The 26,172-nt window shown below is 54.9% G+C and carries 24 protein-coding genes; 16 read left to right on the top strand and 8 right to left on the bottom strand.

The features are described 5' to 3' along the window. Nucleotides 1–63 precede the first annotated feature (63 nt). Nucleotides 64–996, bottom strand: a complete 933-nt coding sequence (gene argC / locus HNP33_RS01275) for an N-acetyl-gamma-glutamyl-phosphate reductase (RefSeq protein WP_184704429.1) — start codon at nt 994–996, stop codon at nt 64–66. Between the two features lie 508 nt (nt 997–1,504). Between argC and sucC the strand changes: the two genes are divergently transcribed. The 13 genes from sucC (at nt 1,505) to HNP33_RS01210 (ending at nt 14,903) form a co-directional block, all read left to right on the top strand. Next, nucleotides 1,505–2,665, top strand: coding sequence for an ADP-forming succinate--CoA ligase subunit beta (sucC, locus tag HNP33_RS01270; RefSeq protein WP_184704427.1), 1,161 nt, complete (start codon nt 1,505–1,507; stop codon nt 2,663–2,665). Between the two features lie 17 nt (nt 2,666–2,682). Continuing rightward, nucleotides 2,683–3,579: a succinate--CoA ligase subunit alpha gene (sucD, locus tag HNP33_RS01265; RefSeq protein ID WP_184704425.1), complete on the top strand. Its 897-nt coding sequence runs from the start codon at nt 2,683–2,685 to the stop codon at nt 3,577–3,579. Nucleotides 3,580–3,694: 115 nt separating this feature from the next. Continuing rightward, nucleotides 3,695–4,378, top strand: coding sequence for a TerC family protein (locus tag HNP33_RS01260; RefSeq protein WP_184704423.1), 684 nt, complete (start codon nt 3,695–3,697; stop codon nt 4,376–4,378). A gap of 277 nt (nt 4,379–4,655) precedes the next feature. Then, nucleotides 4,656–5,324: an FHA domain-containing protein gene (locus HNP33_RS01255; RefSeq protein WP_184704421.1), complete on the top strand. Its 669-nt coding sequence runs from the start codon at nt 4,656–4,658 to the stop codon at nt 5,322–5,324. Nucleotides 5,325–5,621: 297 nt separating this feature from the next. Further along, nucleotides 5,622–6,131, top strand: coding sequence for a pilin (locus tag HNP33_RS01250; protein WP_184704419.1), 510 nt, complete (start codon nt 5,622–5,624; stop codon nt 6,129–6,131). Between the two features lie 86 nt (nt 6,132–6,217). Next, nucleotides 6,218–6,751: a pilin gene (locus HNP33_RS01245; protein ID WP_184704417.1), complete on the top strand. Its 534-nt coding sequence runs from the start codon at nt 6,218–6,220 to the stop codon at nt 6,749–6,751. Next, a complete protein-coding gene (tfpZ, locus tag HNP33_RS01240; RefSeq protein ID WP_184704415.1) occupies nt 6,720–7,469 on the top strand; it encodes a TfpX/TfpZ family type IV pilin accessory protein in 750 nt (249 codons plus the stop codon). The genes HNP33_RS01245 and tfpZ overlap by 32 nt, the downstream gene beginning before the upstream one ends. Nucleotides 7,470–7,498: 29 nt before the next feature. After that, the gene (locus tag HNP33_RS01235; protein WP_184704414.1) at nt 7,499–9,391 is read left to right on the top strand and encodes a hypothetical protein; all 1,893 of its coding nucleotides are present in this window, start codon (nt 7,499–7,501) and stop codon (nt 9,389–9,391) included. Continuing rightward, complete coding sequence (locus HNP33_RS01230; RefSeq protein ID WP_184704412.1) at nt 9,388–10,953, top strand: ArnT family glycosyltransferase; 1,566 nt, start codon at nt 9,388–9,390, stop codon at nt 10,951–10,953. Before HNP33_RS01235 ends, HNP33_RS01230 begins: the two co-directional genes overlap by 4 nt. A 5-nt stretch (nt 10,954–10,958) precedes the next feature. After that, nucleotides 10,959–12,410, top strand: a complete 1,452-nt coding sequence (locus tag HNP33_RS01225; protein WP_233464209.1) for a UbiA family prenyltransferase — start codon at nt 10,959–10,961, stop codon at nt 12,408–12,410. Between the two features lie 19 nt (nt 12,411–12,429). Beyond that, nucleotides 12,430–13,755, top strand: a complete 1,326-nt coding sequence (locus HNP33_RS01220; protein ID WP_184704410.1) for an FAD-binding oxidoreductase — start codon at nt 12,430–12,432, stop codon at nt 13,753–13,755. Between the two features lie 9 nt (nt 13,756–13,764). Beyond that, nucleotides 13,765–14,496, top strand: coding sequence for an SDR family oxidoreductase (locus HNP33_RS01215; protein ID WP_184704408.1), 732 nt, complete (start codon nt 13,765–13,767; stop codon nt 14,494–14,496). Then, entirely contained in the window at nt 14,496–14,903 is a 408-nt protein-coding gene (locus tag HNP33_RS01210) for a GtrA family protein (protein ID WP_184704745.1), read from the top strand. Before HNP33_RS01215 ends, HNP33_RS01210 begins: the two co-directional genes overlap by 1 nt. Before the next feature lie 8 nt (nt 14,904–14,911). On the opposite strand, the gene moaC is transcribed toward HNP33_RS01210, so the two are convergent. Further along, nucleotides 14,912–15,385, bottom strand: coding sequence for a cyclic pyranopterin monophosphate synthase MoaC (gene moaC, locus HNP33_RS01205; RefSeq protein ID WP_184704406.1), 474 nt, complete (start codon nt 15,383–15,385; stop codon nt 14,912–14,914). A 227-nt stretch (nt 15,386–15,612) separates the two neighbouring features. Between moaC and HNP33_RS01200 the strand changes: the two genes are divergently transcribed. Beyond that, entirely contained in the window at nt 15,613–17,283 is a 1,671-nt protein-coding gene (locus tag HNP33_RS01200) for a M48 family metalloprotease (RefSeq protein ID WP_325064891.1), read from the top strand. Here HNP33_RS01200 and HNP33_RS01195 read toward each other — a convergent pair. From HNP33_RS01195 to HNP33_RS01185, 3 genes are all read right to left on the bottom strand, one after another. Further along, entirely contained in the window at nt 17,251–17,607 is a 357-nt protein-coding gene (locus HNP33_RS01195; protein ID WP_184704402.1) for a phage holin family protein, read from the bottom strand. The genes HNP33_RS01200 and HNP33_RS01195 overlap by 33 nt on opposite strands. A 174-nt stretch (nt 17,608–17,781) precedes the next feature. Then, nucleotides 17,782–18,216 (bottom strand): hypothetical protein, encoded by a 435-nt coding sequence (locus HNP33_RS01190; protein ID WP_184704400.1) that lies wholly within the window; start codon nt 18,214–18,216, stop codon nt 17,782–17,784. A gap of 74 nt (nt 18,217–18,290) precedes the next feature. Further along, complete coding sequence (locus HNP33_RS01185; RefSeq protein WP_184704398.1) at nt 18,291–19,058, bottom strand: TerC family protein; 768 nt, start codon at nt 19,056–19,058, stop codon at nt 18,291–18,293. A 444-nt stretch (nt 19,059–19,502) separates the two neighbouring features. On the opposite strand from HNP33_RS01185, the gene HNP33_RS01180 reads away from it, so the two are divergent. Then, nucleotides 19,503–19,931, top strand: coding sequence for a DUF3717 domain-containing protein (locus HNP33_RS01180; protein WP_184704396.1), 429 nt, complete (start codon nt 19,503–19,505; stop codon nt 19,929–19,931). 119 nt (nt 19,932–20,050) lie between these two features. Here HNP33_RS01180 and HNP33_RS01175 read toward each other — a convergent pair whose 3' ends face one another. Together HNP33_RS01175 and purB are read right to left on the bottom strand one after the other, a co-directional pair. Beyond that, on the bottom strand, nt 20,051–20,611 hold the full coding sequence (locus tag HNP33_RS01175) for a YaeQ family protein (RefSeq protein ID WP_184704394.1): 561 nt from the start codon (nt 20,609–20,611) through the stop codon (nt 20,051–20,053). 95 nt (nt 20,612–20,706) lie between these two features. After that, nucleotides 20,707–22,086, bottom strand: a complete 1,380-nt coding sequence (purB, locus tag HNP33_RS01170; protein WP_184704392.1) for an adenylosuccinate lyase — start codon at nt 22,084–22,086, stop codon at nt 20,707–20,709. Between the two features lie 153 nt (nt 22,087–22,239). Between purB and HNP33_RS01165 the strand changes: the two genes are divergently transcribed. After that, nucleotides 22,240–22,863: a glutathione S-transferase family protein gene (locus HNP33_RS01165; protein ID WP_184704390.1), complete on the top strand. Its 624-nt coding sequence runs from the start codon at nt 22,240–22,242 to the stop codon at nt 22,861–22,863. Between the two features lie 487 nt (nt 22,864–23,350). On the opposite strand, the gene glnE is transcribed toward HNP33_RS01165, so the two are convergent. After that, nucleotides 23,351–26,092: a bifunctional [glutamate--ammonia ligase]-adenylyl-L-tyrosine phosphorylase/[glutamate--ammonia-ligase] adenylyltransferase gene (gene glnE / locus HNP33_RS01160; protein ID WP_184704388.1), complete on the bottom strand. Its 2,742-nt coding sequence runs from the start codon at nt 26,090–26,092 to the stop codon at nt 23,351–23,353. Between the last annotated feature and the right edge of the window lie 80 nt (nt 26,093–26,172).

The following is a 26,172-nucleotide window of genomic DNA, read 5'->3' as shown; positions in this document are numbered from 1 at the left end:
TATTGGGTTTTAAGCATCTTCATGCTCCAAGCCCATGAGGAGAAAGCGCTTTGTGCTGTGTTTTTACAAGCCCAGCATCAGCTTGAGGTTCTGCACCGCAGCCCCGCTGGCGCCTTTGCCCAGATTGTCGAGGCGGGCAATCACCACGGCCTGGCGCAACTGCTCGTTGCCGAACACGCGGATCTCCAGGTTGTTGGTGCCCGCCAGCGTATCAGCGGCCAGCTTGTTGTCGTCTGTGGGAGGGAGCACCTTCACCCATTGTTCCGCCTGGTTGGTTTTGGCGTAATGAGCCGCCAGCGCATCGTGCAGATCGCTCACCAGTGGTTTGGTGGGCAGCTCTTCCAGATGCAGCGGCAACTGCACCAGCATGCCTTGCGCAAAATTGCTGACGGCCGGAATGAACACCGGGCGGCGCGTCATGCCGGTGTACTTCAGGATTTCAGGAATGTGCTTGTGCGTCAGGCCCAGGGCATAGGCTTCGTAAGGAGCGGCGGTACCAGCCTCGTAGGCCTCAATCATGGTGCGGCCGCCGCCGCTGTAGCCAGATACCGAAGGCAGTGCCAGTGGTGCATCGGGCGCAATCAGGCCTGCATCGACCAGCGGGCGCAGGATCGCAATGGCGCCGGTGGCATAGCAGCCGGGGTTGGAGACGCGCTTTGCCGCCTGCACGGCCGCCTTCTGGCTGGCGCTCAGCTCCGGAAAGCCATACACCCACGCATCATTGGTGCGGTGCGCGGTAGATGCATCGATGATCTTGATGGTGCGGCCGGTTTCCTGCTCAATGGCATCCACCAGGGCAGCGGTTTCCTTGGCTGCGTCATCGTGCAGGCACAGGATGACGAGATCGACCCCTGCAATCAGCGCTCGCTTGGCCGCAGGATCCTTGCGCAGCTCGGGCGCAATGCTTACCAACTCCACGCCGGGCATGCCTACCAGGCGCTCGCGAATCTGCAGCCCAGTGGTGCCAGCTTCGCCGTCGATAAACACTTTTGCCATTGCCATAACTCCTGCAGTGCTGCGGCAAGCCCGTGCCCGGCCGCTTGTGGATGGGAAAACACCCATTGTCATACAAAGCGGCAGATTGTGGGGCTGTGGTGCGAAATTTTGTCCAGGCAAATGGTTGCAGGTGCAAAGCGCCTACCCCAATTCAGTGACAGGCAGGGAGAACGTGGCAAAAATCCTGCGCCGCAGGGGTATTTAGGCTCCAGGAAACCATAGGCGCTACCTCTACCCGAGACGAAAGATCGATTTGACAACGCTGGACGGAAATTTTGCCCGACACTCTTCAATAGTTAGCTATACAAATGGTAGCTATAAGCATTTGTACTTAAGGTAAATCCAGAGTGCTCACCCGGGATGGATGGGCTGTCACAGGCAATGGCGCAGTGCAGCATGTTAAATTAGCAGGTTGCCAGGCCTCCTAGCCCAGTTTGCGAGTTATTTGTTGTTCTGCGCGCATGGCCGCCGGGTTTTTCCCTTTTTTGTTTTACTCCGAGAGACACTCATGAAAATTCATGAATACCAAGGCAAGGAAATCTTGCGTCAGTTCGGTGTGCCCGTTCCGCGTGGCATTCCCGCTTTCACTGTGCAAGAAGCAGTGGAAGCCGCACAAAAGCTGGGTGGCCCGGTTTGGGTGGTGAAGGCCCAGATCCACGCAGGCGGCCGCGGCAAGGGCGGCGGCGTGAAGGTTGCCAAGACGATCGACGATGTGAAGAAGCTGGCTGAGCAAATCCTCGGCATGCAGCTGGTCACGCACCAGACCGGCCCTGAAGGTCAGAAGGTTCGCCGTCTGTACATCGAAGACGGTGCCGACATCCAGAAGGAATACTACCTGTCTGCCGTGACCGACCGTGGCACGCAGAAGGTGGCCTTCATCGCTTCGAGCGAAGGCGGCATGGACATCGAAGAAGTGGCGCACAGCACCCCCGAAAAGATCGTCAAGGTGTTCGTCGACCCCCTCAAAGGCTTCACCCAGGCCGACGGCGAAGAGCTGGGCAAGGGCATCGGCATGCCTGCAGACTCGATGGCCCAGTTCATCGACATCTGCCAGAAGCTGTACAAGTGCTACATGGACACGGATGCATCGCTGGTTGAAATCAACCCGCTCAACCGCGACTCCAAGGGCAACGTGATTGCCCTGGACGCCAAGTTCAACTTCGACTCCAACGCCCTGTTCCGTCACCCAGAAATCGTGGCCCTGCGCGATCTGGACGAAGAAGATCCTGCAGAAATCGAAGCTTCCAAGTTCGACCTGGCCTATATCAGCCTGGACGGCAACATCGGCTGCCTGGTGAACGGCGCCGGTCTGGCCATGGCGACCATGGACACCATCAAGCTGTTCGGCGGCGAGCCTGCCAACTTCCTGGACGTGGGCGGCGGCGCTACCCCCGAGAAGGTCACCGAAGCTTTCAAGATCATGCTCAAGAACCCCAAGGTCAAGGGCATCCTGGTCAACATCTTCGGCGGCATCATGAAGTGCGACACCATCGCCACCGGCGTGATCACCGCCTGCAAGGCCGTGAACCTGCAAGTGCCCCTGGTCGTGCGCATGAAGGGTACCAACGAAGAGCTGGGCAAGAAGATGCTGGCTGAATCGGGTCTGCCGATCATCAGTGCAGACACCATGGCCGAAGCCGCCACCAAGATCGTTGCCGCAGTGAAGTAAGCCCTGGAGAACACAACATGTCTATCTATATCAATAAAGACACCAAAGTCATTACCCAAGGCATCACGGGCAAGACCGGCCAGTTCCACACTGAAAAGTGCCAGGAATACGCAAACGGCAAGAACTGCTTCGTGGCTGGCGTGAACCCCAAGAAGGCTGGCGAAAAGATTTTCGACATCCCAATCTACGGTTCGGTCAAGGACGCAGCCAAGGACACCGGTGCAACCGTGTCCGTGATCTACGTGCCGCCCGCAGGCGCTGCTGCCGCTATCTGGGAAGCCGTGGAAGCCGACCTGGACCTGGCCATCTGCATCACCGAAGGCATTCCCGTGCGTGACATGCTGGAAGTGCGCAACAAGATGAAGGCCAAGGAAGCGGCTGGTGGCAAGAAGACCCTGCTGCTGGGCCCCAACTGCCCAGGTCTCATCACCCCCGGTGAAATCAAGATCGGCATCATGCCCGGCCACATCCACATGCCAGGCCGCATTGGCGTGGTGAGCCGCTCCGGCACGCTGACCTACGAAGCCGTGGCACAGCTGACCGAGCTGGGCATCGGCCAGTCGTCTGCCGTCGGTATCGGTGGCGACCCTATCAATGGTTTGAAGCACATCGACGTGATGAAGGCTTTCAACGACGATCCCAACACCGATGCCGTCATCATGATCGGCGAAATCGGCGGTCCGGACGAAGCGGAAGCTGCCCAGTGGTGCAAGGCCAACATGAAGAAGCCCGTGGTTGGCTTCATTGCTGGCGTGACTGCCCCTCCCGGCAAGCGCATGGGCCATGCAGGTGCGCTGATCTCTGGCGGCGCCGACACGGCAGATGCCAAGCTGGCCATCATGGAGGAGTGCGGTTTCACCATTACCCGCAACCCATCCGAAATGGGCCGTCTGCTCAAGGGCCTGCTGAAATAAGCAAAATTACGCATGTAAAGAGCGGTTTACGCCGCTACACTGCCTACTCCAACTAAAAGAAGACGCCAGATCTCCATGATCTGGCGTCTTTGCATTCATAACTACGGAGCGCAAAATGGAGTACCTCAATCACCCTGATTTCTGGATCGGGCTGGTCAAGATCATCTGGATCAACATCATCCTCTCGGGCGACAACGCGGTTGTCATTGCCCTTGCAGCGCGTTCACTCCCGCCTGAACAGCAGAAAAAAGCCGTCATGTTTGGCTCTGGCGCAGCGGTTGTGCTGCGGATCGTGCTCACCGTGGTTGCCGCCAAGCTGCTGGAGCTGTCCTTCTTGCAGATCATCGGCGGCTGCCTGCTGCTGTGGATCGGCCTGCAACTGCTGACAGGCAACGAGGACGACGAAGGCGCATCCAAGGGCACCGGCTCGATGATGGCTGCCATTCGTACCATCCTGATCGCTGACCTGGTGATGAGCCTGGACAACGTGATTGCCGTGGCCGCGGCAGCCCAGGGCAACATGGTGCTGCTCATTCTGGGCCTGGCCATCTCCATTCCCCTGGTGATCTTTGGCTCCACGCTGATGATCAAGCTGATGGAGCGATTCCCCGTGATCGTCATCCTGGGCGCTGGCCTGATCGGCTGGGTGGGTGGCGAAACCATCATGAACGACAAGTTGCTGCACAGCTATGTCGAGGCCAACCCCATGCTGCACTACGTGGCCGCGGCAGCGGGCGCTGCGCTGGTTGTCGGGCTCGGCCTGTGGTTGCAGAAGCGTGGCGAAGCAAAGACTGCCTGAGCAGGAGACTCGTTCCTCGAAAAAGCGCCTCAGGGCGCTTTTTTTATACCTAAAACTGACAAAGCCATCACTGATATTGACGCCCATTGAGGAAGGCGGAGAGGCAAAGAACCGGCTGGTTGCGCGAGCTCCACAAGGCGGCGCGGGCCCGCTACAGCTGGCGTCCCCAGGTTTTTTTGTTAACAAAACTATCAGAGCCGACAACTCCATTGTTGTTTTACGTATAATTACATAGAGGTAAATCAACATGCCGCGTTTAATAGTTTCTTTAGATGGAATGGTGGTTCAGGACTACGTGCTCAAAGAGTCCCGAACAACCCTGGGCCGCCGTTCCACCAACGACATCATCCTCACTGACATGGCTGTCAGTGGGGAGCATGTGGCATTCACCTACGAAAAGAAAATTGGAATCGTAGTGGTGGAAGACCTGGGCAGCACCAATGGCACCCGCGTCAATGGCATCAAAATCCGTCGCCAGGTACTGCAAAGCGGCGATCTGCTCGATATCGGCAAATGCCGCATTCGCTTTTTGATGAGCTCCATCGCCCCGGAAACCGGATCGCCCAATGGCAGCTTCTATACCGAGGCGTTGTCTGTACCTGTGCCTCACATGCTGCCTGAAAACGACTCGCACGAGGAAGGCCCTTCCACGTCGCCTGCCGCATTCCCCCACCATGAGGAAGCGCTCTATTCCGCAGGTGCACACCTTCGCGCAGTGAAAGGCGCTGACGAAGACGTCATGCTCTCGAAGATCGTCACTGCTGTCGGCCGCCCAGGCATCGCGGTCGTGGCATTCACGAGGCGCGGCAAAGGCTATGTTGTCTCCAAGGTAGATGGCGTCACCGACGCCAAGCTCAATGGACGTGCCCTGAATGCTACGGAAGCAGCGGTCAAAGGCGGCGACAAGATTGAGCTTGCAGGCATGGAGTACGAATTTTTGACCTGAGCTCTAAGCCTTGTCTCATCCTCAACAGCAACGGCACCTTCGGGTGCCGTTGCTGTTGATAGACGGATAACAACAATAGAACTTTTCACGACCTTACAAAAATGTCGCCCCAGGTTGAAAATGACAAAAATGGATTTTTGCAACAATCAGTTAACAAAAAGCCCCAGAATTGTCAGCCTGGAGCAAGCTGTAAGGAGCTAGGAAAAGTTGGCACGGCGCTTGCAATACTATCCGCAAGCCAAGTCGATGTGATCTGGCTACTAGTTTTCAATACAGATTCCATAGAGAGGATTCAACATGCTGCGTAAGATGCAAAAGGGTTTCACCCTGATCGAACTGATGATCGTTGTGGCAATTATCGGTATTTTGGCTGCTATCGCTCTGCCTGCATACCAAGACTACACGATCCGTTCGAAAGTGACCGAAGGTCTGGTTTTGGGTGGTGCGCAAAAGCAAGGTGTGGCTGAGGCTTACCAAGACAATGGTATCGCTGGTGTGGCTGCTTATGCAGGTCAAGTGGCAAACAATGTCCCTACCTCTAAGTATGTGACCTCGATTGCAGTTAATTCTTCGAATGGTGAAGTGACCATCAAGATGAAAGGTAACGCTAACAACGGTCTGACTGCGATCAATGACAAGACCCTGGTGCTGACTCCGAGCATCACGGGTTCTGCGCTGGTGGATGGTTTGCAGGGCACGATGGACTGGGCTTGTGCTGGCCAAGGCACCACGACTGCAACCAAGCGTTCGTTGCCTGTTACAGCTGGCTCCTTGCAAGAGCGTTACTCGCCAACCGAATGCAAGTAATTTAATTTCGGTTTTGGCCGAATTTATCCAGGCATAAATGTCTGATACAAGCCTGCCTAGCAGGCTTGTTTTTTTTGGGGGGTCGGATGAGTAAAAAGCAAGCTCGAATTTATCGATTAAAATGGAAGCTCATCGGAGGTTTTACACTTATCGAATTGATGGTAGTGGTGGCCATTGTCGGTATTTTAGCGGCCATTGCTTTGCCGCAGTACCAAAGCTTCACCATACGTACCAAAGCATCGGAAGGTCTGGTACTTGCAAGTGATGCAAAAATGGCTGTAGCCGAAGCATACTCAGGTGGTATTAGTGGAATCGCTGACCGGCGAGCAGAATATAACGCACGGAGTATCTCATCCAAATATGTGGCTAGTATCCAGATATCCAATGATGCAGGACAGATTACCATTACTTATCTGGGGAATTCCAACAATGGCTTGGCAGCCATTAATGGTAAAACACTAATTTTGACACCCTCTATCAGTGGGGCCATTCTCAATGGCCAGAGCGGCGACATAGACTGGGCATGCGCAAGCAATTCAAAAATCATCGCAACCAGTCGTGGCCTGCCAGCCTCAACAGGCACAATCGATGCATCTTATGTTCCCAGTGAATGCAAATAAATTGACCAGATCAAAAGCGTTTTCCATTCATTTTGGCTTTACAGCTTTAATTCTTGGTGCATTATTTGTGCCCATTTTTTTTATCTGGTTTCCAGTTCCATATGCTGAAGCTGTAGGGATTCAAAAATTATTATTAGCCACAATTGTTGTGATTGTCGGCGTTGGCCCGATACTGACGCTGGTGGTATTTAAGCCTGGCAAGAGGCATCTACAGTTTGATTTAGTTGTTATTGCTTTAATGCAATCTATTGCACTCGCTTTTGGGATATATTCTATATCCGAAGCACGCCCTGTATTCTTGGCAGGCCTGGGGCATCGATTTGATCTGATACAGGCCAAAGACGTAGATTCATCAAATTTGCCATGGACAGGACCCATTGTTACAGGAATTCGCAAGGCTTCTGATCCTGAACAGCGTGAAGCCATGTTGTTTAATGCGCTTTCCGGCAAAGACTATGGGCATTTCCCAAAATACCATGCGCCTCTAAATGAAATGCGCGATGAGCTGCTTCAAAGAGCACATCCAATTTCTGATTTGATAAAAATAAATCCCGAGAAAAAAGAGTATATTAATAAATGGTTGAATGAGAAAAAATATAGGCCTGATATGGTGGTTTTTCAAGGCATGCAAGCGCAAGCTAAGGATATGGCTGTTATATTGAACAATAAGACGGCACAAGTCATTGGTATCATTCCGCTCCGACCATGGGTAGATTGATTATTCGATGAATAATAATTAAGAGAACAATGAAATTCGACTTTGAATCAAAAAATCGCCTATTGAATAATAGATACTTATCATCTATATTTCTGGCGATTGTGTGCGTGCTGCTCTATGGTCGCACCCTTGGCTACTCATATGTCTGGGATGACGTTAGTATTTTTCTTAACAAAAACTCCCTTGTGGTAGATCCTTTGAGCTGGAATCTATTGACAACACCTATTTTGCCTAATACCAGCTATATGCGGCCTCTAGTGATGTTGACATGGTGGCTGGAGTTCAAGGCCGTGGGTCAGCATCCTGCGCTATCCCATGGGATCAATGTCGCGATTTTCTCCGTGAATGTACTTTTGGTTAGGGCGCTTGCCGAGCGTATTCTTGAAAGTACCAAATCACAACGGTCTATTCAATTTTTGGCCACATTGGCTGCATTAATGTATGCCATTCATCCTGCATTGGTTGAATCTGTTGCCTGGGTATCTGGTCGGTTCGATTTGTTGTGCACGACAGGGGTATTAGGGGCTGCTTGGTGCTTTGCCAAGACCGATTTATCGCCATGGGTAAGAGTATTAGGGGTATGTCTTTTTACTTTGATTGCCTTGATGAGCAAAGAGCTTGGAATTGTAACGCCAATTATTCTTGTGTGTATATGGATGTCCATGCACTCAAATTCATCCGAAAAATTCATTGTGAATTTCATTCATATGTTGAAAGTGGAACGGCATATATGGATTTCCTTGGTATTTATATTGATTTCGTATTTTATTATTCGTGATCTGAGTATGAGCGGGATCTATCATAGATCCGCTAATTTTGAATATTATAGACAAATACTTTCCTCTGCCCTACCCATTGAGACTTTGCAATTCTATGGTCGAATTTTTATTTTTCCATTGAATTACATCGATACATTTTATCCGGTAAGAGAAACTCCTGCTACCTTTGGAATATATTTAACTAATATTGTAACGATAATATTAGTGTTAATTGTTATATTCAGTGCCATACGAAAAATGCAAACATGGGCGTGGCTAATGATTGCGGCCTTTGTGGGGATTTCGCTAGTTTTGCACCTTATCCCAATGACCATTGCCGGGAATATTGCACAAGATAGATTTCTAACACTGCCATTGGCTTTTTTATGCATTGCTGTAGTTAGTTTTCCTTGGGATCGATTTTTGAATAATTTCGGTGTATCCTCTTTTTTAAAAGGGGGGCTCTCTGTTTTATTTGGTGCATGGTTATTGATTTCGCTTTCTGTAACATTATCCGCCACGCCGAAATGGTCTAGCGATTTGAATCTTTGGCGTAGAGCTTATCAAATGCAGCCAAATGTTCTTGCTGTGAGGATGGGGTATCTATATGGAACCTTGGCTGAAGGGCGACTTGATCTGGCAAGGGAAGTTCTTGAGAAGTTAAAAGAAAAAAATGGTGGACTCGGTATAGCAGATCAATATTTCTATGCATCACTCCTACTTGCCGAAGGTGATTCGGAGTCCGTAAAATATTTTGAAGGCATTCTCTTAGCTTTTCCTAAAGATAAAGATGGAAATTTGTTGCCCGATTCAGTAAAACTTCCAAATTTCTCTGAAAATGTATATTCGCAATACGCTAGAAGTAAGTTGATATTTGATGGAGATTTAAGTGTGGCATTGCGCTTTATTAATGATGCACAAAGAATAATGGGGAAAGGGAGGCAAGCATATGCTGCATACACTAAAGTGGCAATTCTGTATGCAATGGATGATTCGGTGCAGGCGGATCTTCTTTTGAAAAAACTCCGTTCAGAATACCATTTTGATGGAGAACGCCTTGAGGACAATATGAAGTCAGATATCAATGCATATTGCAAATTGGCTCGCGTACGGAATATGACAAGTCCCAAAATTTGTCAGACTGAACTTCAGCTGGGAAAATGACAATTCTGAAAAAGCCGGGGAAAATTGTATTCTTGATTTTTGCTATTGCAATATTTATAAGGATTGCGATTTTTTTGCAGGATTTTTCTTATTTGGATAGAATTTTCTTGCCAGATGACACCTATTACACTCTTTCTATTTCAAGAAATATTGCTGGTGGATTTTTCCCTTCGGCTGATGGTGTCACCCTGACCTCCGGGTTTCAGCCTCTTATTGCCTTTGTTATTGCTCCTTTCTTTCTTTTGGAATTTTCTAATGACCAGGCTGCTCTTGCCTCCATTGCGTTAAGTGGAATTTTTGGTGCATTTGCTTGCGGTCTTTTTGCCAAATTAATATTTACTTCTGTAAATTCATCATTACTGGCATTTTTCGGGGGAGTGATAGTTGCGACCTCTCCATTGATCATTAGGAATGACATGAACGGCTTGGAAACATCTTTGTCGATGTTTCTTTGTCTTTGTGCGATTCTCTTATATATTGAATATATAAAAACCCCCACGATTCATAACGCTGGTATTCTCGGGGTAATTATTGGCTTCATGATCTTGGCTAGGGTGGATAGCGCAATTTTGGCGGCATTCATTGGGTTGATGATTGTTGTGCGATTGAATGTGCGACAGGTGATTATGGTTAGTCTAATCGCTGCACTTGTGGTCGCACCATGGTGGGGCTATTGTATTTTTCACTTCGGTTCGCCCATTCCGGAAAGTGGAGCTGCTGTCAGGCAACTAATTGAAGCGTCTGGTGGCGACCGTATGCCAATGGAGATGGCCTCGGATCTGGCTGCTTCAATATTGTTGGATGGCATTCATATTTCAAATATTTCTTATAAAGAGCCATTAATTATATTGTCTGTTTTATTATCTATTTTGATAATATTTTCCAGAAATGACCGGACACTAGATGGGTTGCTTTTGCTCATCTTGTGCGGAATCGCTGTCAGTTTATTTTATATTTTATATTTGCCGGCATTTTGGTTTTTTCCTAGATATCTTCATATTTCGATATTTGCGATGATTGCAAGCGTGATCACGGCATTTTGGTTTGTTGCGCAATCGTTTGATAAGCATGGGGAAGCTATTTTTTGGGGTCTGGGATTATTGATTATTCTTTTTAATATTAATAAGGGTGTGATTTTTTTCTCTAGGCCAGATGGTAGTTTGTACAATGGCGTTGCCGGTGCAAAGGGCTATCGAGAGATCGCTATTGATATTTTGTCCTCCATTCCAAGTCACTCGGTCATTGGTGCTCAGCAATCCGGAGCGCTTGGTTATTATGCGGGTGAAAATATAAGAGTCGTTAATTTGGATGGCGTTGTTGATAGTGGTGCGTATAAGGCAATTAAAAAGAGAGAATTGTCGAAATTTATTATCGCCTCTAATATTGATTATATTGTTGGATGGGATATTAATGTAAGGCATATGAAAATGCATTCTATTAATTCTGGAGGAAACCTTGATCTTGTAGAAGTTAAGCGATTTAAGAAGCAAGGACTGGATCAATTCATTCTGTATCTTGTTAAGCAGCAGAATAATCCTATCGCAACAATGACCAGCCATTAGAGCAAATGACTAAAATGAATTACACAGGTATCAGTTCTCCAAATCACGCCCTGTGCGTTGATTTGGATGGTACCTTACTACGCTCTGATTTGTTGTATGAATCTCTGTTGGCATTGTTGGCAAAAAATCCGCTTTATTTGTTTTTATTGCCCTTTTGGCTGCTAAGAGGCAAGGCTGCTTTCAAACGCGAGATAGCTACCCGTGTTGAAATTGCAGCCAACACCTTGCCGTATGACGTGCGTATACTGGAGCTATTACGCACAACCTCTCAGCGTCCGCGTGTATTGTGCACAGCGTCCGACGCATTGCTGGTGCAGCCAATTGCCGATCATCTGGGGTTGTTTGAGTCAGTGATGGCCAGTGACGGTTGCTCCAATCTGGCCGGTCAGCACAAGGCGGATAAACTGGTGGAGCGTTTTGGCGAGCGTGGTTTTGACTATGTTGGCAATAGCACCGTAGATCTGCAGGTATGGAAACATGCTGCCGCAGGATTGGTAGTTGGTAGCGATGCTTTGGCTGAGAAAGCGGGCCTTTTGACTCAGGTGCGGGCGCACTGGCCTGTAGCCGTGCGTGGTGGCCTGTATCGCTTGCGCACCTGGGTGAAGGCCATGCGCATCTATCAATGGGCCAAAAATTTACTGGTGTTTGTGCCATTGCTTGCAGCACACCGTGTTTTGGAGCCAGAAGCATTGGTGCAAGCGACTGTGGCCTTTCTGGCTTTTGGCTTGTGTGCATCGGGTGTTTATTTGCTGAATGATTTGCTTGATCTGTCTGCTGATCGTCAGCATTCGCGTAAATGCAAGCGTCCGTTTGCAGCCGGTGATTTACCAGTGTTGCAAGGCCTATTTGCTGCTGTTGTGCTTACCGTGGTCAGTTTCATATTGGCTGCATGGTGTGGCTGGAAATTCGCTTTGGTGCTGCTAGGCTATTGGTTGTTGACTGTGAGCTATTCACTCCATCTCAAGCGATTGGTGATGATTGATGTGATATTGCTCGCGGCGTTATATACGGTGCGAATCATTGCTGGGGCGGCTGCGATTGGCGCGCCATTGTCTTTCTGGTTATTATCGTTTTCGATGTTTATTTTCCTCAGTTTGGCATTGCTCAAGCGCTATACTGAGTTGCACGCCGCGCAGGCTGCCGGTAAAGTGGGCGCGTCCGGGCGTGGGTATGACACGATGGATTTGCCATTGATTCAATCGCTGGGTGCTGCGGCTGGCTATATTGGCGTGCTGGTCTTGGCGCTCTATATCAATAGTCCTGAGAGCCTCACGCTGTATCACCAGCCCAAGCTGCTTTGGTTACTGTGTCCTATGCTGCTTTATTGGGTGAGTCATATGTGGATGGTGGCTCATCGAGGAGGCATGCATGATGACCCGATTGTGTTTGCGGCTTCTGACAAGGCGAGCTTGGTGGTAATCTGCTTATGTGCGATCGCGGTTGTGTTGGCGACATGAGGCCCAATCAGGAGCATCCATGAGCGAACCGTCGGCAGGCCGTGTCACCGGCCAATCTTGGGGGCGTTATCCGCACTGTCCGAAGAATACGCAACGCTTGCTTCCGGTAGTCAGTCGACATACCAGCTTGCCTGCGTTTGATGGAACGGTGTTGCCCCATGGAGCAGGGCGAAGCTATGGCGACAGCAACCTCAACCCGGGAGGGGCGCTGCTGATGGTGCGCTCATTGGACCGCTTCATCGCTTTTGACCCTGCCAGTGGCGTGCTGTGCTGCGAGGCAGGGGTAACGTTGGCGGAGGTGCTTGACATAGCGCTGCCGCAGGGCTGGTTTCTGCCAGTGACCCCTGGAACCCGTTACGCTACTGTTGGTGGCTCCATCGCCAACGATGTACATGGCAAAAATCACCACCGCACGGGCAGCTTTGGCTGCCATGTGCGTGCGCTGGAGTTGTTACGTAGTGATGGCGCTCGGCATCAATTACAGCCCGGTGATGTTTTGTTCTCTGCCACTGTTGGCGGGTTGGGGTTGACTGGAGTCATTTTGTCTGCAGAGTTGCAGCTGCGTCGGGTTCCGGGTCCATGGTTGGAGACAGAGTCGATCCGTTTTGACACATTAGATGATTTTTTCTCGCTTTCTCAAGAGTCTGCAGACCAATTTGAATACACGGTGGCCTGGATTGATTGTTTAGCAAGTGGCAAGCACCTGGGGCGAGGTCATTTTTTGCGTGGCGACCATGTCAGCGGTGATGCCAATGCACCGACCCCAGCGACTGTAGCTCGCCAGAGCATGCCACTAGTGCCGCCATTTTCCCTGGTCAATGCTCTGACGTTGCGTCCTTTTAATACGCTATATTATTGGCGCCAGTTGGTACGTAGAAAACGTGCTCTAACACATTATCAGAGCTATTTTTATCCACTTGATGGCATTTCTCATTGGAACCGGATGTATGGGCCCAAGGGCTTCTTGCAGCATCAGTGTGTGCTGCCTTCTGCAATCGCCAGGGATGCGGTGAAAGATCTATTGCGCGAGATTTCTCGCAGTGGGAACGGATCGTTTTTGGCTGTGTTGAAAGAATTTGGTAATAGACCATCGCCTGGAATGCTTTCATTTCCGCGCGCTGGTACCACTTTGGCGCTGGATTTTCGAAACAACGGAGAAAGCGTTTTAAAGCTGTTTGATCGCCTTGATGCGATAGTTGCGGAGGCTGGCGGGGCTATCTACCCTGCCAAGGATGCGCATATGTCAGGGCAGCTTTTTCGGGCAGGGTATCCGCGGTGGCAGGAGTTTTCGCGCTATATCGACCCTAATTTTTCATCGGCATTCTGGCGTCGTGTAATGGCTTGAGAGATTTTCATGCAAAGAGTAATTATTATTGGAGCTTACTCTGCTATTGCGGAGGCCGTGGCGCGCGAATACGCAAAACGCGGAGCAGCGCTTTTTTTGGTGGGGCGCGATCTTCAGCGGCTTGATGCAGTGGCAGATGATTTGCGAGTGCGTGGGGCAGTCGATACGAAGACTTGGGAGCTTGATGTCAACAGCCTTGACCAACATGCTCCGATGCTGGAGGCCGCGCGGGCGGCTCTTGGTGGCATAGATATAGCGCTGATCGCCCATGGAACCTTGCCATCTCAGGAAAAGTGTGATGCATCAGTGGAGACGGCCTTGCGTGAATTTTCGACCAACGGAACATCAACCATTGGTTTGGGGCTTGTGATGGTTCCCTACTTGCAGCGCGGAGCAACACTGGCGGTGATCTCTTCGGTTGCAGGTGACAGAGGGCGGGCCAGTAATTATCTTTATGGGAGTGCGAAAGCTGCCGTGTCGGCGTTTTTCTCTGGACTTGGGCAGCGGCTGAGAACCGAGGGCGTCAATATTCTTGTTGTCAAACCTGGCTTTGTGGATACACCGATGACGGCCGGCTTCAAGAAAGGAGCATTGTGGGCGTCTCCGGAGGTGGTTGCACGCGGTATTGTCCGTGCCATAGACCGGCGCAAGGCGGTGGTTTATTTGCCATGGTTTTGGTGGGGGATTATGCAGATTATCAAAAATATCCCTGAAAGTATTTTTCGCCGGATCCGCCTGTGATGCCGCTTGCATTGCTTTATACAACGTTTGCGGTGGTCTCCATTGCAGCCAACCTTGGTAGCCAGTGGTTGAGCAACCAGCTTTATGGCGGGCCTTATCGTATTGCCCTTTCCATGTTGGTTGGCACCGGAGTTGGCTTGGTAGTGAAGTATGCGCTGGACAAGCGTTGGATATTCCGTTTTCAAGCAAGCAGTGCTCAGCATGAAGCCAAGACTTTTGTGCTCTACTCTTTGATGGGGGTGATCACCACTTTTGTCTTTTGGGGAATGGAAGTGCTATTCCATTGGCTGTTTGCTGGCGAGGTGATGCGGTATGTTGGGGGGCTGATTGGATTAGTGATTGGTTATATTATTAAATATATGCTTGACAAGCGTCTGGTTTTTATAAATAAGAAAGCGGTCGCCTAGAAAACGATTCAAGCGATAAAACTACCACTTTTGCCACCGTGTTTTTCCAGCAGGCAGACGCCATTCATGACCATCCCCTTGTCTGCTGCCTTGCACATGTCATAAATCGTCAATAGCGAGACTTGGACCGCAGTCAGCGCTTCCATTTCCACCCCCGTCTGCCCCACCGTCTCCGTCCGCGCCTCGCAGCGTACGGCATTTTTCTCCGGCAGCACCTCAAAATCCACTGACACTTTGGTCAGCGCAATGGGGTGGCATAGCGGAATCAGATCGCTGGTTTTCTTGGCGGCCATGATGCCAGCGAGGCGGGCCACGCCCAGAACGTCCCCTTTCTTCGCAGTGCCTGCCTGGATGATGGCCAGGGTTTCTGGTTGCATGGTGATGTAGCCTTCTGCAATGGCAATGCGGTGGGTGGCGGGTTTGGTGCCTACGTCCACCATATGGGCCTGGCCTTGAGCGTCGAAGTGGGTGAGTTCAGTCATAGCGTGTGCTTCTCAATCGCTGGTATCACTGCGCAGCAAGTGCAACTTGTGCGAAGGTGCTTCATCATACGTGTTAGCGTTGTCGTTGCCTGCATGGAGATTGCGACAGGCAATGCATTGGCGCCGCCCGGGCGTCATATCTTTTGCTACACGGAATTTTGATGAAAAAATGGCTGTTTGCGCGTACGGGATGTGCGCTGTTAGCTACTAATTTGATAGTTTCTGCCTTGCTGGCTCCTCTGGCCGCCCATGCCCAGGGCAGTTTGCCGGCGATGGGCGAAGGTGCGGAGATGACGACCAGCGAGGAGCGGCGTCTGGGTGATGATATTGCGCGCGAGATTTACCGCGATCCGCAGTTCATCGACGATCCGATTCTGTACGACTACGTCAATGGGATCTGGCAGGAGTTGATGACTGCTGCCAAACGGCGCGGCACCCTGACGGCCGAGCTGCAGGAGCGTTTTGCCTGGCAGGTGATGCTGATCCAGGATGCAACCGTGAATGCGTTTGCGTTGCCTGGTGGTTTCATGGGGGTACAGACGGGCCTGGTGGCGGTGGTGGGGAGCCGTGACGAGTTGGCGTCGGTGCTGGCGCACGAGCTGAGCCATATCACCCAGCGCCACATCGCGCGCATGATGGCGCAGCAAAAGCGCATGACGCCGGTGATGATTGCGAGCATGTTGCTGGGCGCATTGGCCGCGAGCAAAAATCCGGCTGCAGCGCAGGCCCTGATGATGGGTGGCACGGCTGCAGCTATCCAGACGCAGCTGAATTTTTCGCGCGATATGGAGCGCGAGGCGGATCGCACCGGCATGGGGTTGATGCAGCCTGCGGGTTACTCGCAGGCGGGCTTTGTCACCATGTTCGAAAAGCTGCAGCAAGCCAACCGCATGAATGACAACGGCAGTTGGCCCTATCTGCGCACCCACCCGCTTACCACCGAACGGATTGCCGATATGCAGTCACGCCTGCCCAGTGGCGCGGCGCGGCAGCCGCAAGACGCAGGCATGGTGGCGCAGATGATGTCGGCGCGCGCCAAGGTGCTGTCCAAGGCAGAGCCCGCGGTTTTGCACCAGTGGGTGCAGCTGACGCAGGCGCCGGAGTTTGCAGCCAAAGCGGCCGCGCAACGTGCAGGTGGTTGGTATCTGGCGGCGCTTGCCAACAGCCAACTGGGTCGCAATGATGCGATGCAGGCAGCGTTGGATCAGCTCGATGCCTTGGTGCAAGGCCACCCGGATGCCACCCGCCAGGCCCAGCTGCTGCGGGCTGATCTGGCGCTGGCCAACCGCGCGCCGGATGCCGCCTTGGCTGCATTGGGCAAGCTGGCTGGCTCTGCTCCTGCCAGTCAGCAAAGCCCTGGTGCCCGCCAGACGACCACAGTTAGCAATGCAGCGACAGGCCTGGTCAACGAAGCAGTCATCAGCCGGGGAGAGGACAAATCCCTGCGCATATCGGATGTGGACAGCGCTGCTGCGTTGGCGATGCCCGCGGGCGTGCCGGCAACGGCGACGGTAGGCCTGGATCGGGCTGTTGCGATATTGGATGCGCAGGCCTTGGCGCAGTTGCCGTCCGCAGCCTTGGCACAGCATGCCGAGGTGCTGCGCCATGCAAGCAATGCCTTGCAGAGCCTGACGGCGCAGTCTCCCAAGGATGCGGCAGCATGGCAGGCGCTGGCGACGGTATTGCGTCTCCAAGGCCAGCCGCTACGCGCAATCCGCGCGGAAGCAGAGGCGCGCGGGGCGCAGTATGACTATGCAGCTGCAGTAGACCGATTGCGCGCCGGCCAGGATATGGCGCGCAGCAGCCAGAACCGCACCGATTATTACGAGGCCTCGATCATCGATACCCGTCTGCGCGAGATGCAATCACTCGCGAAAGAGCAGGCGGCTCGTAAGTGATTCGATGACCAGGTTGATGATGGAGTAGAGCAGCGAGCCGATCAGTGCGGCCCAGAAGCCATGCACCTGGAAGCCGCTGCCCGCGATCCCTGAGGCCGCCCAGAACATCAGCGCATTGATCACGAAGAGAAACAGGCCCAGGGTGATCACTGTCACTGGCAAAGTCAGCACTACCAGAACGGGGCGCACGATGGCGTTGCACAGACCGATCAGCAGGGCTGCAATCAGCGCCGCGCCAAAGCTGCGTACTTCTACGCCGCTGTACAGGTAGGCCACGCACAGCAAGGCGAGGGCGGAGAGGATCCATTTGATGAGGAGTTTCATGGTTGGGCAGCATAGCGGATTGCCGCAGCTGCGTCATGTCATCCCTTTTCTCCATCGCTGGGTGCAAGTGGCTGCAGCGCTGGCTGCGCCTTGGCGGCGATTGCTCAGTGGCAAAAAAAAGCACCCGAAGGTGCTTGATGGGAGAGGCCCGGTGAGGGCGGGCTGGTGATGTGATCAATCCAGCGCCAAGGTAAAACAGACGCCCAGCACGCTGAGCAGCGAGCCTGCCAGTTTGGCGCGGTGAGGCACGAAATCAGCCGACGGTGGCTCCGAGATGGCCTTGGGACGGCGCCAGTCCAGCACTTCGGCCTCGGGGTATTCGGCGTGCAGCTGGGCAGTCATCTGCTGCACGCTCACCTCGGAGATGTGGGTGGACACGCGTGCGCTTTGCAGCAGCGGGCTTTGCGGGATCAGGCCTTCGAACAGGTTCTTGGCCCACTTGTTGCGCCATTTGTCCAGCGTGCTGCGGTTGCCCCAGCGGCTGGCGCGGCGGGTGATCTTGGGGGCGCAAGCCACCAATACCCAATGCTCTTCGCAGCTGGCAGCGCGCTCCGTCAAGCGTTGCAGGGCGAAAGCGGCGTCATCTACAAAGACTATTTTTACGTTCATCCAAGTGGCCTAGGTAGGCCGGAAGGCGTAGGGGACGCCCTCCGGTGGTTGAAGGAAAGATCGGCGGTATCCACTTAGTGGGACTTTTCTGCGGAGAGTTCCGCAGTCTTTTTGCTGGCAATCCACTTGCCCAGCGCCAGCACCAGCAGCGCACCGCCTACGTGGGCAGCCCAGTACAGCGAGGTGGAGATCACTGCCATGCCCTTTTCGTCGGTCGTGCCCAGCTTGGGCATCCAGGTCCATTTTTCGGTATTGACAAAGACCGGGTCGGTGACGAGCATGCCACCTGCAATCCAGCCCAGCAGCATGCCGCCAGCCACAATGATGACAGGATAGCGCTCCATCAGCTTGATGACCAGCTGCGAGCCCCACACGATGATCGGGATCGAGATGAGCAGGCCCAGGATGATGAGCAACATCTGGTGCTCGCCCGAGCTTTGTGCGGCACCGGCAATGGCGATCACGTTGTCCACCGACATGACCAGGTCGGCCACGATGATGGTTTTGATGGCCGCCAGCAGTTTGTCGCTGCCCTGGATGTTGTCATGGCTCTCTTCATCGGGAGCCACCAGCTTGATACCGATCCACACGAGGAGAATGGCACCCACGACCTTGAGGAACGGGAGCGCAAGCAGCACCATGGCAAAGGCGATCAGGATGACCCGCAGCACAATGGCGCCGGCAGTGCCGTAAATGATGCCTTTGCGGCGTTGTTCGGGGGGCAGTTTGCGGCAGGCCAGCGCGATTACCACGGCGTTGTCGCCACCGAGCAGGATGTCGATGATGATGATCTGGCCGAGAGCGATCCAGAAGGGAGCGTGCGTGAGAAAATCCAAATCCATGTAAGCACCTATTTTGAGAAACCGGCCGGTTTTTGAAAACCGCCAGCGATGGGGTGTCGTTACAGGTTTGAAGAGGCGACGTGTTCCGCTGCGGCGAGCGCGCAGGCAGGGGCAGTGGCTTCGAAAAACCTGTGGTGCGGCACCATGGTTTTCAAAGGTCTTGCTCAGATCATGTCGCCATGAACCTAACGCGCCGGAAGCTGTTGAGGCTTCGTATTGACGACGCATTATCTGTCCCCACACCTGCCGCAGGCGGCGTTGGGACGGGAGCTACTCCCCTTCGTCAGCGGCTATTGGAACATAGACATGGGTCAAGGAGTGAAAAGCCCCGACAGCGTGGCGGACTATTGCACGCCGACCTGATTCTTCAGGCACAGAGGGCGCAGGGTGATTTTTGCGAACTCGCCAGCCAGGCGTTCGCTGCGGCCTATGATCGCCAGGGTCATGGAGCGTATTTACATCACCGATATCGAGGCAGCCATCAACCACTGGCGCCAGCGGGCGCCCAGCGGCCCGGGGCTGGCACTGGCGCGCGAAGTGTGTGCTTTGGCCGAGGTGTATGCGCAGATGGTGTTTGGGCGCGTGTCCGAGATAGATGCGGGCGCACTGGATGGTGAGGCGATGTTTGCCTGGCTCGCCTGGTATGAGACCACGCCGGATACGCCCTGTATCGCCATCTGCTCCACCAGCCAGGGCGATGGCTTCTGCAAGGGCTGCGGGCGCAGTTTCGAGGAGGTGCAGCACTGGCTGTCCTATTCGCCAGTGCAAAAGCGCGCCGTGTGGCAGCGCATCACGGCCGATGGTACGGCGTGGCGCTTCAACCGTTATGCCGAGCGGGCGCTGGACGCCATGCAGGCCTCAAGTCTTGAATGAAAACATAGCCCTGTGCTTGATGGATGAGTACAGGATGCTATTGTTATAGTAGTAATTTACAGGCGGCTATGGCCGGGGCACTGTCTGCAGCCGCGCCACGCGGGTGGCGTGGCGGCGGCTTATTTCCAGCGGATGGGCTCCACGAACACGGTGCCAAGGTTGCTGGAGAGCGTCAACTGCCCTTCCTGGATGGTTGCCTGCAGCTGCATGCTGCGCTCGGCAAGCTTGGCCAGCTCCTGCGTCACATCGGAGGGCAGGCGGAAGACCTCCAGCTTGTCCTGGCGTGCGAGCTTGCCTTCCAGGCCTTTCCACCACACTTCGGCCGCGTGGTGAAAGCAGTACACCAGCATGTGGTCTGACTTGTTGCAGGCCTTGGTGATCGGCTTTTCTTCGGGCTGGCCCACTTCGATCCACACACGCTTGGCGCCGGTGAAGTCGGTCAGGTGCACGTCCGGGTCATCGGGGTCGGACAGGCCTGCGCCAAAACCGAGGGTGCCGTCGCCATTGCACAAATCCTGCAGCTGATGGGCGTTGAGCGCCATGGCCACGAGGCGTACCATCATGCGCTCGTCGGTTTCGCTGGGGTGGCGCGCCAAGGTCAGGTTGTGGTCGGCGTAGTAGTTGTGGTCGATGTCTGCAATCGACAGGTTGGCCTTGTAGACCGTGGATTTGAGCGCCATGGGTTATGCTTCAAAAATAATAGCTGCCTGCGCTTTTTGGGTGCGCGCCAGCAGCTATTTAGATTAAAAACCGGGAGGGATACCCGGCGGCAGGATCAGATGCGCTTGGCCAGCTCGGCTGCCTTGCCTGTGTATGAGGCAGGCGTCATCGCCAGCAGGCGCTCCTTGTCGGCCTGGGGGATTTCCAGGCCGTTGATGAGGCGGTGCAGGTCTTCAGCCAGAACGGTCTTGCCGCGTGTCACTTCCTTGAGCTTTTCGTACGCGCCTTGCACGCCATAGCGGCGCATCACGGTCTGGATGGGTTCGGCCAGCACTTCCCAGGCGTTGTCCAGGTCTTCGGCCAGGCGCTCTTCGTTCAATTCCAGCTTGTTCAGCCCGGTCATCAGCGATGCGTAGGCCAGCGCCGTGTAACCCATGGCCACACCGATGTTGCGCAACACGGTCGAATCGGTCAGGTCGCGCTGCCAGCGGCTGATTGGCAGCTTCTCAGCCAAGTGGCGCAGCAGCGCGTTGGCCAGACCGAGGTTGCCTTCGGCGTTTTCAAAGTCGATGGGGTTGACCTTGTGCGGCATGGTGGACGAGCCGATCTCGCCTGCCTTGAGGCGCTGCTTGAAGTAGCCGACCGAGACATAGCCCCAGATGTCGCGCGAGAGGTCGATCAGGATGGTATTGGCACGGGCAATCGCATCGAACAGCTCGGCCATGTAATCGTGCGGTTCGATCTGGATGGAGTAGGGCTGGAAGCTCAGGCCCAGGCCCTGTGGCTCCTGCTTCTCGATCACATTCTTGCTGAAGGCTTCCCAGTCGAATTCAGGCCAGGCCGACAGGTGGGCGTTGTAGTTGCCCACGGCGCCGTTCATTTTGGCGAGCAGTTTCACGTTGGCGATACGCTCCATCGCTGCCTGCAGGCGCACGGTGACGTTGGCCAGTTCCTTGCCCACGGTGGTGGGCGATGCCGTCTGGCCATGGGTGCGGCTGAGCATGGGCACAGCGGCGTACTGGTGCGCCATTTCGCGCAGCTTCAGCACCACACGGTCAAGGCCTGGCAGCACGACCTGGTCGCGGCCGGCGCGGATCTGCAGCGCATGGCTGGTGTTGTTGATGTCTTCGCTGGTGCAGGCAAAGTGCACAAATTCCGCCGCCTTGAGCAGCTCGGGGCGGGCATCGAATTTGCCCTTGATCCAGTATTCGACCGCCTTCACGTCATGGTTGGTGGTCTTTTCGATCTCCTTGATTGCCTCGGCGTCCGCTTCAGAGAAGTTGGCAACGAGGCCGTGCAGATAGCTGCGCGCACCTTCGGAGAGCGGGGGGAATTCGGCAAAACCGGCGTCGGACAGGGCGATGAACCATGTGATTTCGACCTGCACACGTCGGTGCATATAGCCGTACTCGCTCATGATCGGGCGCAGGGTGGCAAGTTTGGAGGCGTAACGGCCATCCAGCGGAGAAAGGGCGGTAAGAGAAGACAGGCTCATGGCCTGTATTGTAGGAGTTGCACTTTTGCCGCGGCGGCAGTCTGGATTTGGCTCGGTACAATCCGCAACAGCGTGGCTGAAATTGACCTATGGCAAGTTGGATGCGGCCTGCTACTTCTCCCGCGATCACAAAAAACCATTACCTTTAATGCTATGAAATTGTTAGGAAGCCTCGCCAGCCCTTACGTACGCAAGGTTCGCGTGGTACTGGCGGAGAAGAAGCTGGACTACCGGCTTGAGTTGCTGGATGTATGGCAGGACAAGGCGGTCATCTCTGCCTCCAATCCGCTGGGCAAGGTGCCCTGTCTGGTGCTGGACGATGGCGCCTCGCTGGTGGATTCGCGCGTGATCGTCGAATACCTGGACACCTTGTCGCCTGTAGGCAAAGTGCTCCCAGGGGTGGGCCGGGAGCGCGCCGAGGTGCGTACCTGGGAGGCCATTGCCGATGGGGTGCTGGATGCCGCGGTTCTGGTGCGGCTGGAGAATATTTTTGCCGGGCGCACGCCCGAGCAGCGCAGCCAGGCCTGGATTGACCGCCAATGGGGCAAGGTGTGGGCGGGGCTGGACGCCATGAGCCTGGGCCTGGGCAATAAAAGCTACTTCGCCAGCAATGGCACGCACCTGAGCCTGGCCGATATCTCGGTGGGCTGCGCGCTGGCATGGTTGCTGTTTCGCTTTCCGGAACTCGATTGGCAGGGCAAATACCCCAATCTGGCGCAATTGCTGGAGCGCCTGGAGGCGCGGCCCAGCTTTGCCACGACACAGCCCCAGGCTTGACTGCCTGCCGCGCAGGCGCCGGATGCTCGCAGCGCGTACTGGGCAATGGGAAATGTGCGAATGCTTTCAGCGCAAAAGAAAAGGCCCAGTCCGTAGACTGGGCCGTGGAAGAAAAAAGTTGCGAAGCGTCCCGAAGTGAATGATAGAGAGGGAGGGAGGAGAAGCACCTCAGGTTTGCAGTCATACCGCATACGGCCTGAAAGACTTCGCAACACTAAACTGGTTGGTTCTGGCGGCTTTTGCAAGCAACTCTGCTGAACTCCTGTTCGTAGAGTATGGCTTAAAACCCAAAGTTCCAGAGGACCGTCGCAAATGTATTGTAAATAAACAAATTAATTGTTTGCGAATGTAATTTTCTATCGCTTTTGAGTATAGGGTAAATATTAATACTCGTGCAACAGGGCGGGTTTTTTGGCGCAAGTGATTGCCCACGCCGTTGTTGGATCCAAGTATAAACCCTTGCCGTTTTTCTGTGTTTTTAGGGTATTCAGCCGGGGTTGAACACTGCTTTCCACAAGGCAAGAACGGCTTGTTGCTCCTGCTGCAATTCGTTCGATGGCACCTGGGTGGGCGCTTCGTTCAGGCGGGCCACATGCTGCACGCGGCGCAGCGCGCGATAGGCATTGGCCGCTGCCTGGCCGACGCCTGCTGGCACCAGGCCCGCAGCTTCGGCGCGTTGCACCAGTGCGATATTGCCCAGGTTGGGGATCAGCTCGCGGTGGGCTTGAGCATGCAGCAAGACCAGGTATTGCACAGCAAACTCCACATCCATCATGCCGCCCGCGCTGTGTTTCACATCGAAGAGACCCGCAGGCACGGTATGGGCGCCGCGCACGCGCTCACGCATGGTGACAATTTCATCACGCAGCGCGTTGCCATCGCGTGGGGCGGTAATGACCGCCTCTCGCACAGTGTCAAAACGTGCGCCGAGGGCGTTGCTGCCCAGCACAAAGCGGGCGCGTGTCATGGCCTGATGCTCCCAGGTCCAGGCGGTATTGCTGCCGCGCTGTTGCTGGTAGTTGGCATAGGAATCAAAGCTGGTGACCAGCAGGCCCGAATTGCCGTTGGGGCGCAGCGCGGTGTCGATCTCGAACAGGTCGCCCTCGCCGGTCTTGACGGTGAGCCAGCTGATGAGTTTGCGCACGAAGGCCGAGTACACCTCGGGGGCGCGGTCGTCGGCGTCGTCAAACACAAAGACGATGTCGAGGTCGCTGCCGTAGCCGAGCTCCTTGCCGCCCAGTTTGCCGTAGCCGATGATGCCGAACAGGGGCTCATCACGGTGCCGGTTTTTCAGGCGCTGCCAGCACCATTGCGTGGTGATGCGCAGCACCGCATCGGCCAGCGCCGACAGGTCATCGGCGACCTGCTCGACGGTGATGTGCCCCTCGACATCGCGCGCCAGGGTGCGGAAGGTTTCCGCATGGTGGGCGCGGCGCAACAGGTTCAACAGGTTTTCGTCGTCGTCTTCGCCGGTCGATTGCAGCGCGGCGCGGCGGCGCTCCAGCTCGGTTTCGAATTCGGCCGGATGGAAGCGTTCATGCATCAGCGCGTCGCTGGCGAGCTCGTCAATCACGCCTGGGTGTTGCAGCATGTAACGGGCTGGCCACTTGGCCGCGCCTAGCAGGTGCATCAATTTTTCGTGCACGGCGGGGCGCTCCTGCAGCAGGGCGAGGTAGCTTTCGCGGCGCAGCAGGGGCTCCATCCAATCGGCCAGGCGCACGGCGGCAATTTCGCTCACCTGGCCCTGGGCCAGCCATTGCGCGGTGCGCTGCAGCAGCATCACCAGGCGTGTTTTGCCTCCGTCGCTCAGGTACGCATAACGTGGGTTGCGCTGCCATTGCTCAATGCGCTCGCGCACGCTGCCGGGCAATTGGGCCAGTACCGCGTCCAGCTCCGGGGCGGCTGGGGTCTTGGTGCCGCCGCATTGGCCGGAGCTGCAACTCTTGGTATCACCCAGCAATTTGTCAAATTCTTCGGCCACCAGCTCGCGGTGGGCATCGAGCTGGTGCAGGAAGGCGCATTCGTTGTCGTAGCCCAGGGTCTTGGCCATCCAGAGCAGGTCGTCGTCGCGCGTAGGCAGAACATGGGTCTGCTGGTCGTCCAGGTACTGGATGCGGTGCTCGACCTGGCGCAGAAAGGTGTAGGCATTGGCAAGGGCCTGCGCCGTGGCATCGGCCATCAGGCCTGCGCGGGCAAGGCGCCCCAGCGCCTCCAGGGTCGGGCGGCAGCGCAGCTCGGGGAACTGGCCGCCACGCACCACCTGCAGTAACTGCACGATGAACTCGATCTCACGGATGCCGCCGCGCGAGAGTTTGACGTCATTGGCGCGCTCCGGGTGACCGGCGCTGCGCTTGGACGCATGCTCGCGGATCTGGCGGTGAAGGCTGCGCAGCGAGTCAAAGACCGCGTAATCGAGGTAGCGGCGGAACACAAAGGGCAGCACTACGCCGCGCAGTGCCTGCACATTGGGCGTGGCGATGTCGGCGAGCGGCGCGACGATGCGGCTTTTCATCCAGGCAAAGCGTTCCCATTCGCGGCCATGGGTCTGCAGGTAGTCTTCCAGCGCCGACAGTGAGATGGCCGCCGGGCCTGAGTTGCCGTTGGGGCGCAGCATCAGGTCAACGCGAAAGACGAAACCGTGCTCGGTGGTGTCGCCAATCAATTGATAGATTCGCTTTACGGCGCGGAGAAAGTATTCGTGGTTGCTGAGCTTGCCGCGCCCATCGAGCCGTCCTGCGGTGTCGCCGTCCTGTTCATAGACGTAGATCAGGTCGATGTCGCTGGAGACATTGAGCTCGCGCGCGCCCAGCTTGCCCATGCCGATCACCCAGAACTGCACCGGCTGGCCATCGGCGCCCTGTGGCGCGCCGTGTACAAGGTCCAGCTCTGCGCGGGCAGCGGTGGAGGCGGCATCCAGTGCCAGCTCTGCCAGTTCAGTAACGCTGCGGGTCACTGCGGCAAGGGTGGCGTGTTCGTCGCAATCCAGAAAGATCAGACGCTCCATCACCAGCTGGCGCAGGATACGCAGGGAGGCTCCCAGGTCGTAGCCCTTGGCCTGTAGCGCCTCCAGGGTGGAGCGCATGGTGGCGTGCACAGGGGCACCAGCGGGCTGCATGTCCATCAGATCGGCATAGCGGCGATGCAGACGCTGGAAAAAGCGGGAGTGCTCTGCCAGCGGAGAGGGCAATTGCATGGAAGCCGACTGGGTGGTGATATCCGTTTGTGCCATAGCGCTATTCAAAGAATGGATCGACGGCGCCTGTTCAAATGTTCACATCTGAAATGCAAGCTGCGAGGCTGCCGCGGGCC

The sequence above is a fragment of the Comamonas odontotermitis genome (genome assembly GCF_014207855.1).
Classification (GTDB): Bacteria; Pseudomonadota; Gammaproteobacteria; order Burkholderiales; family Burkholderiaceae_C; genus Comamonas; species Comamonas odontotermitis_A.
This window is presented reverse-complemented; position numbering and strand designations above follow the sequence as displayed.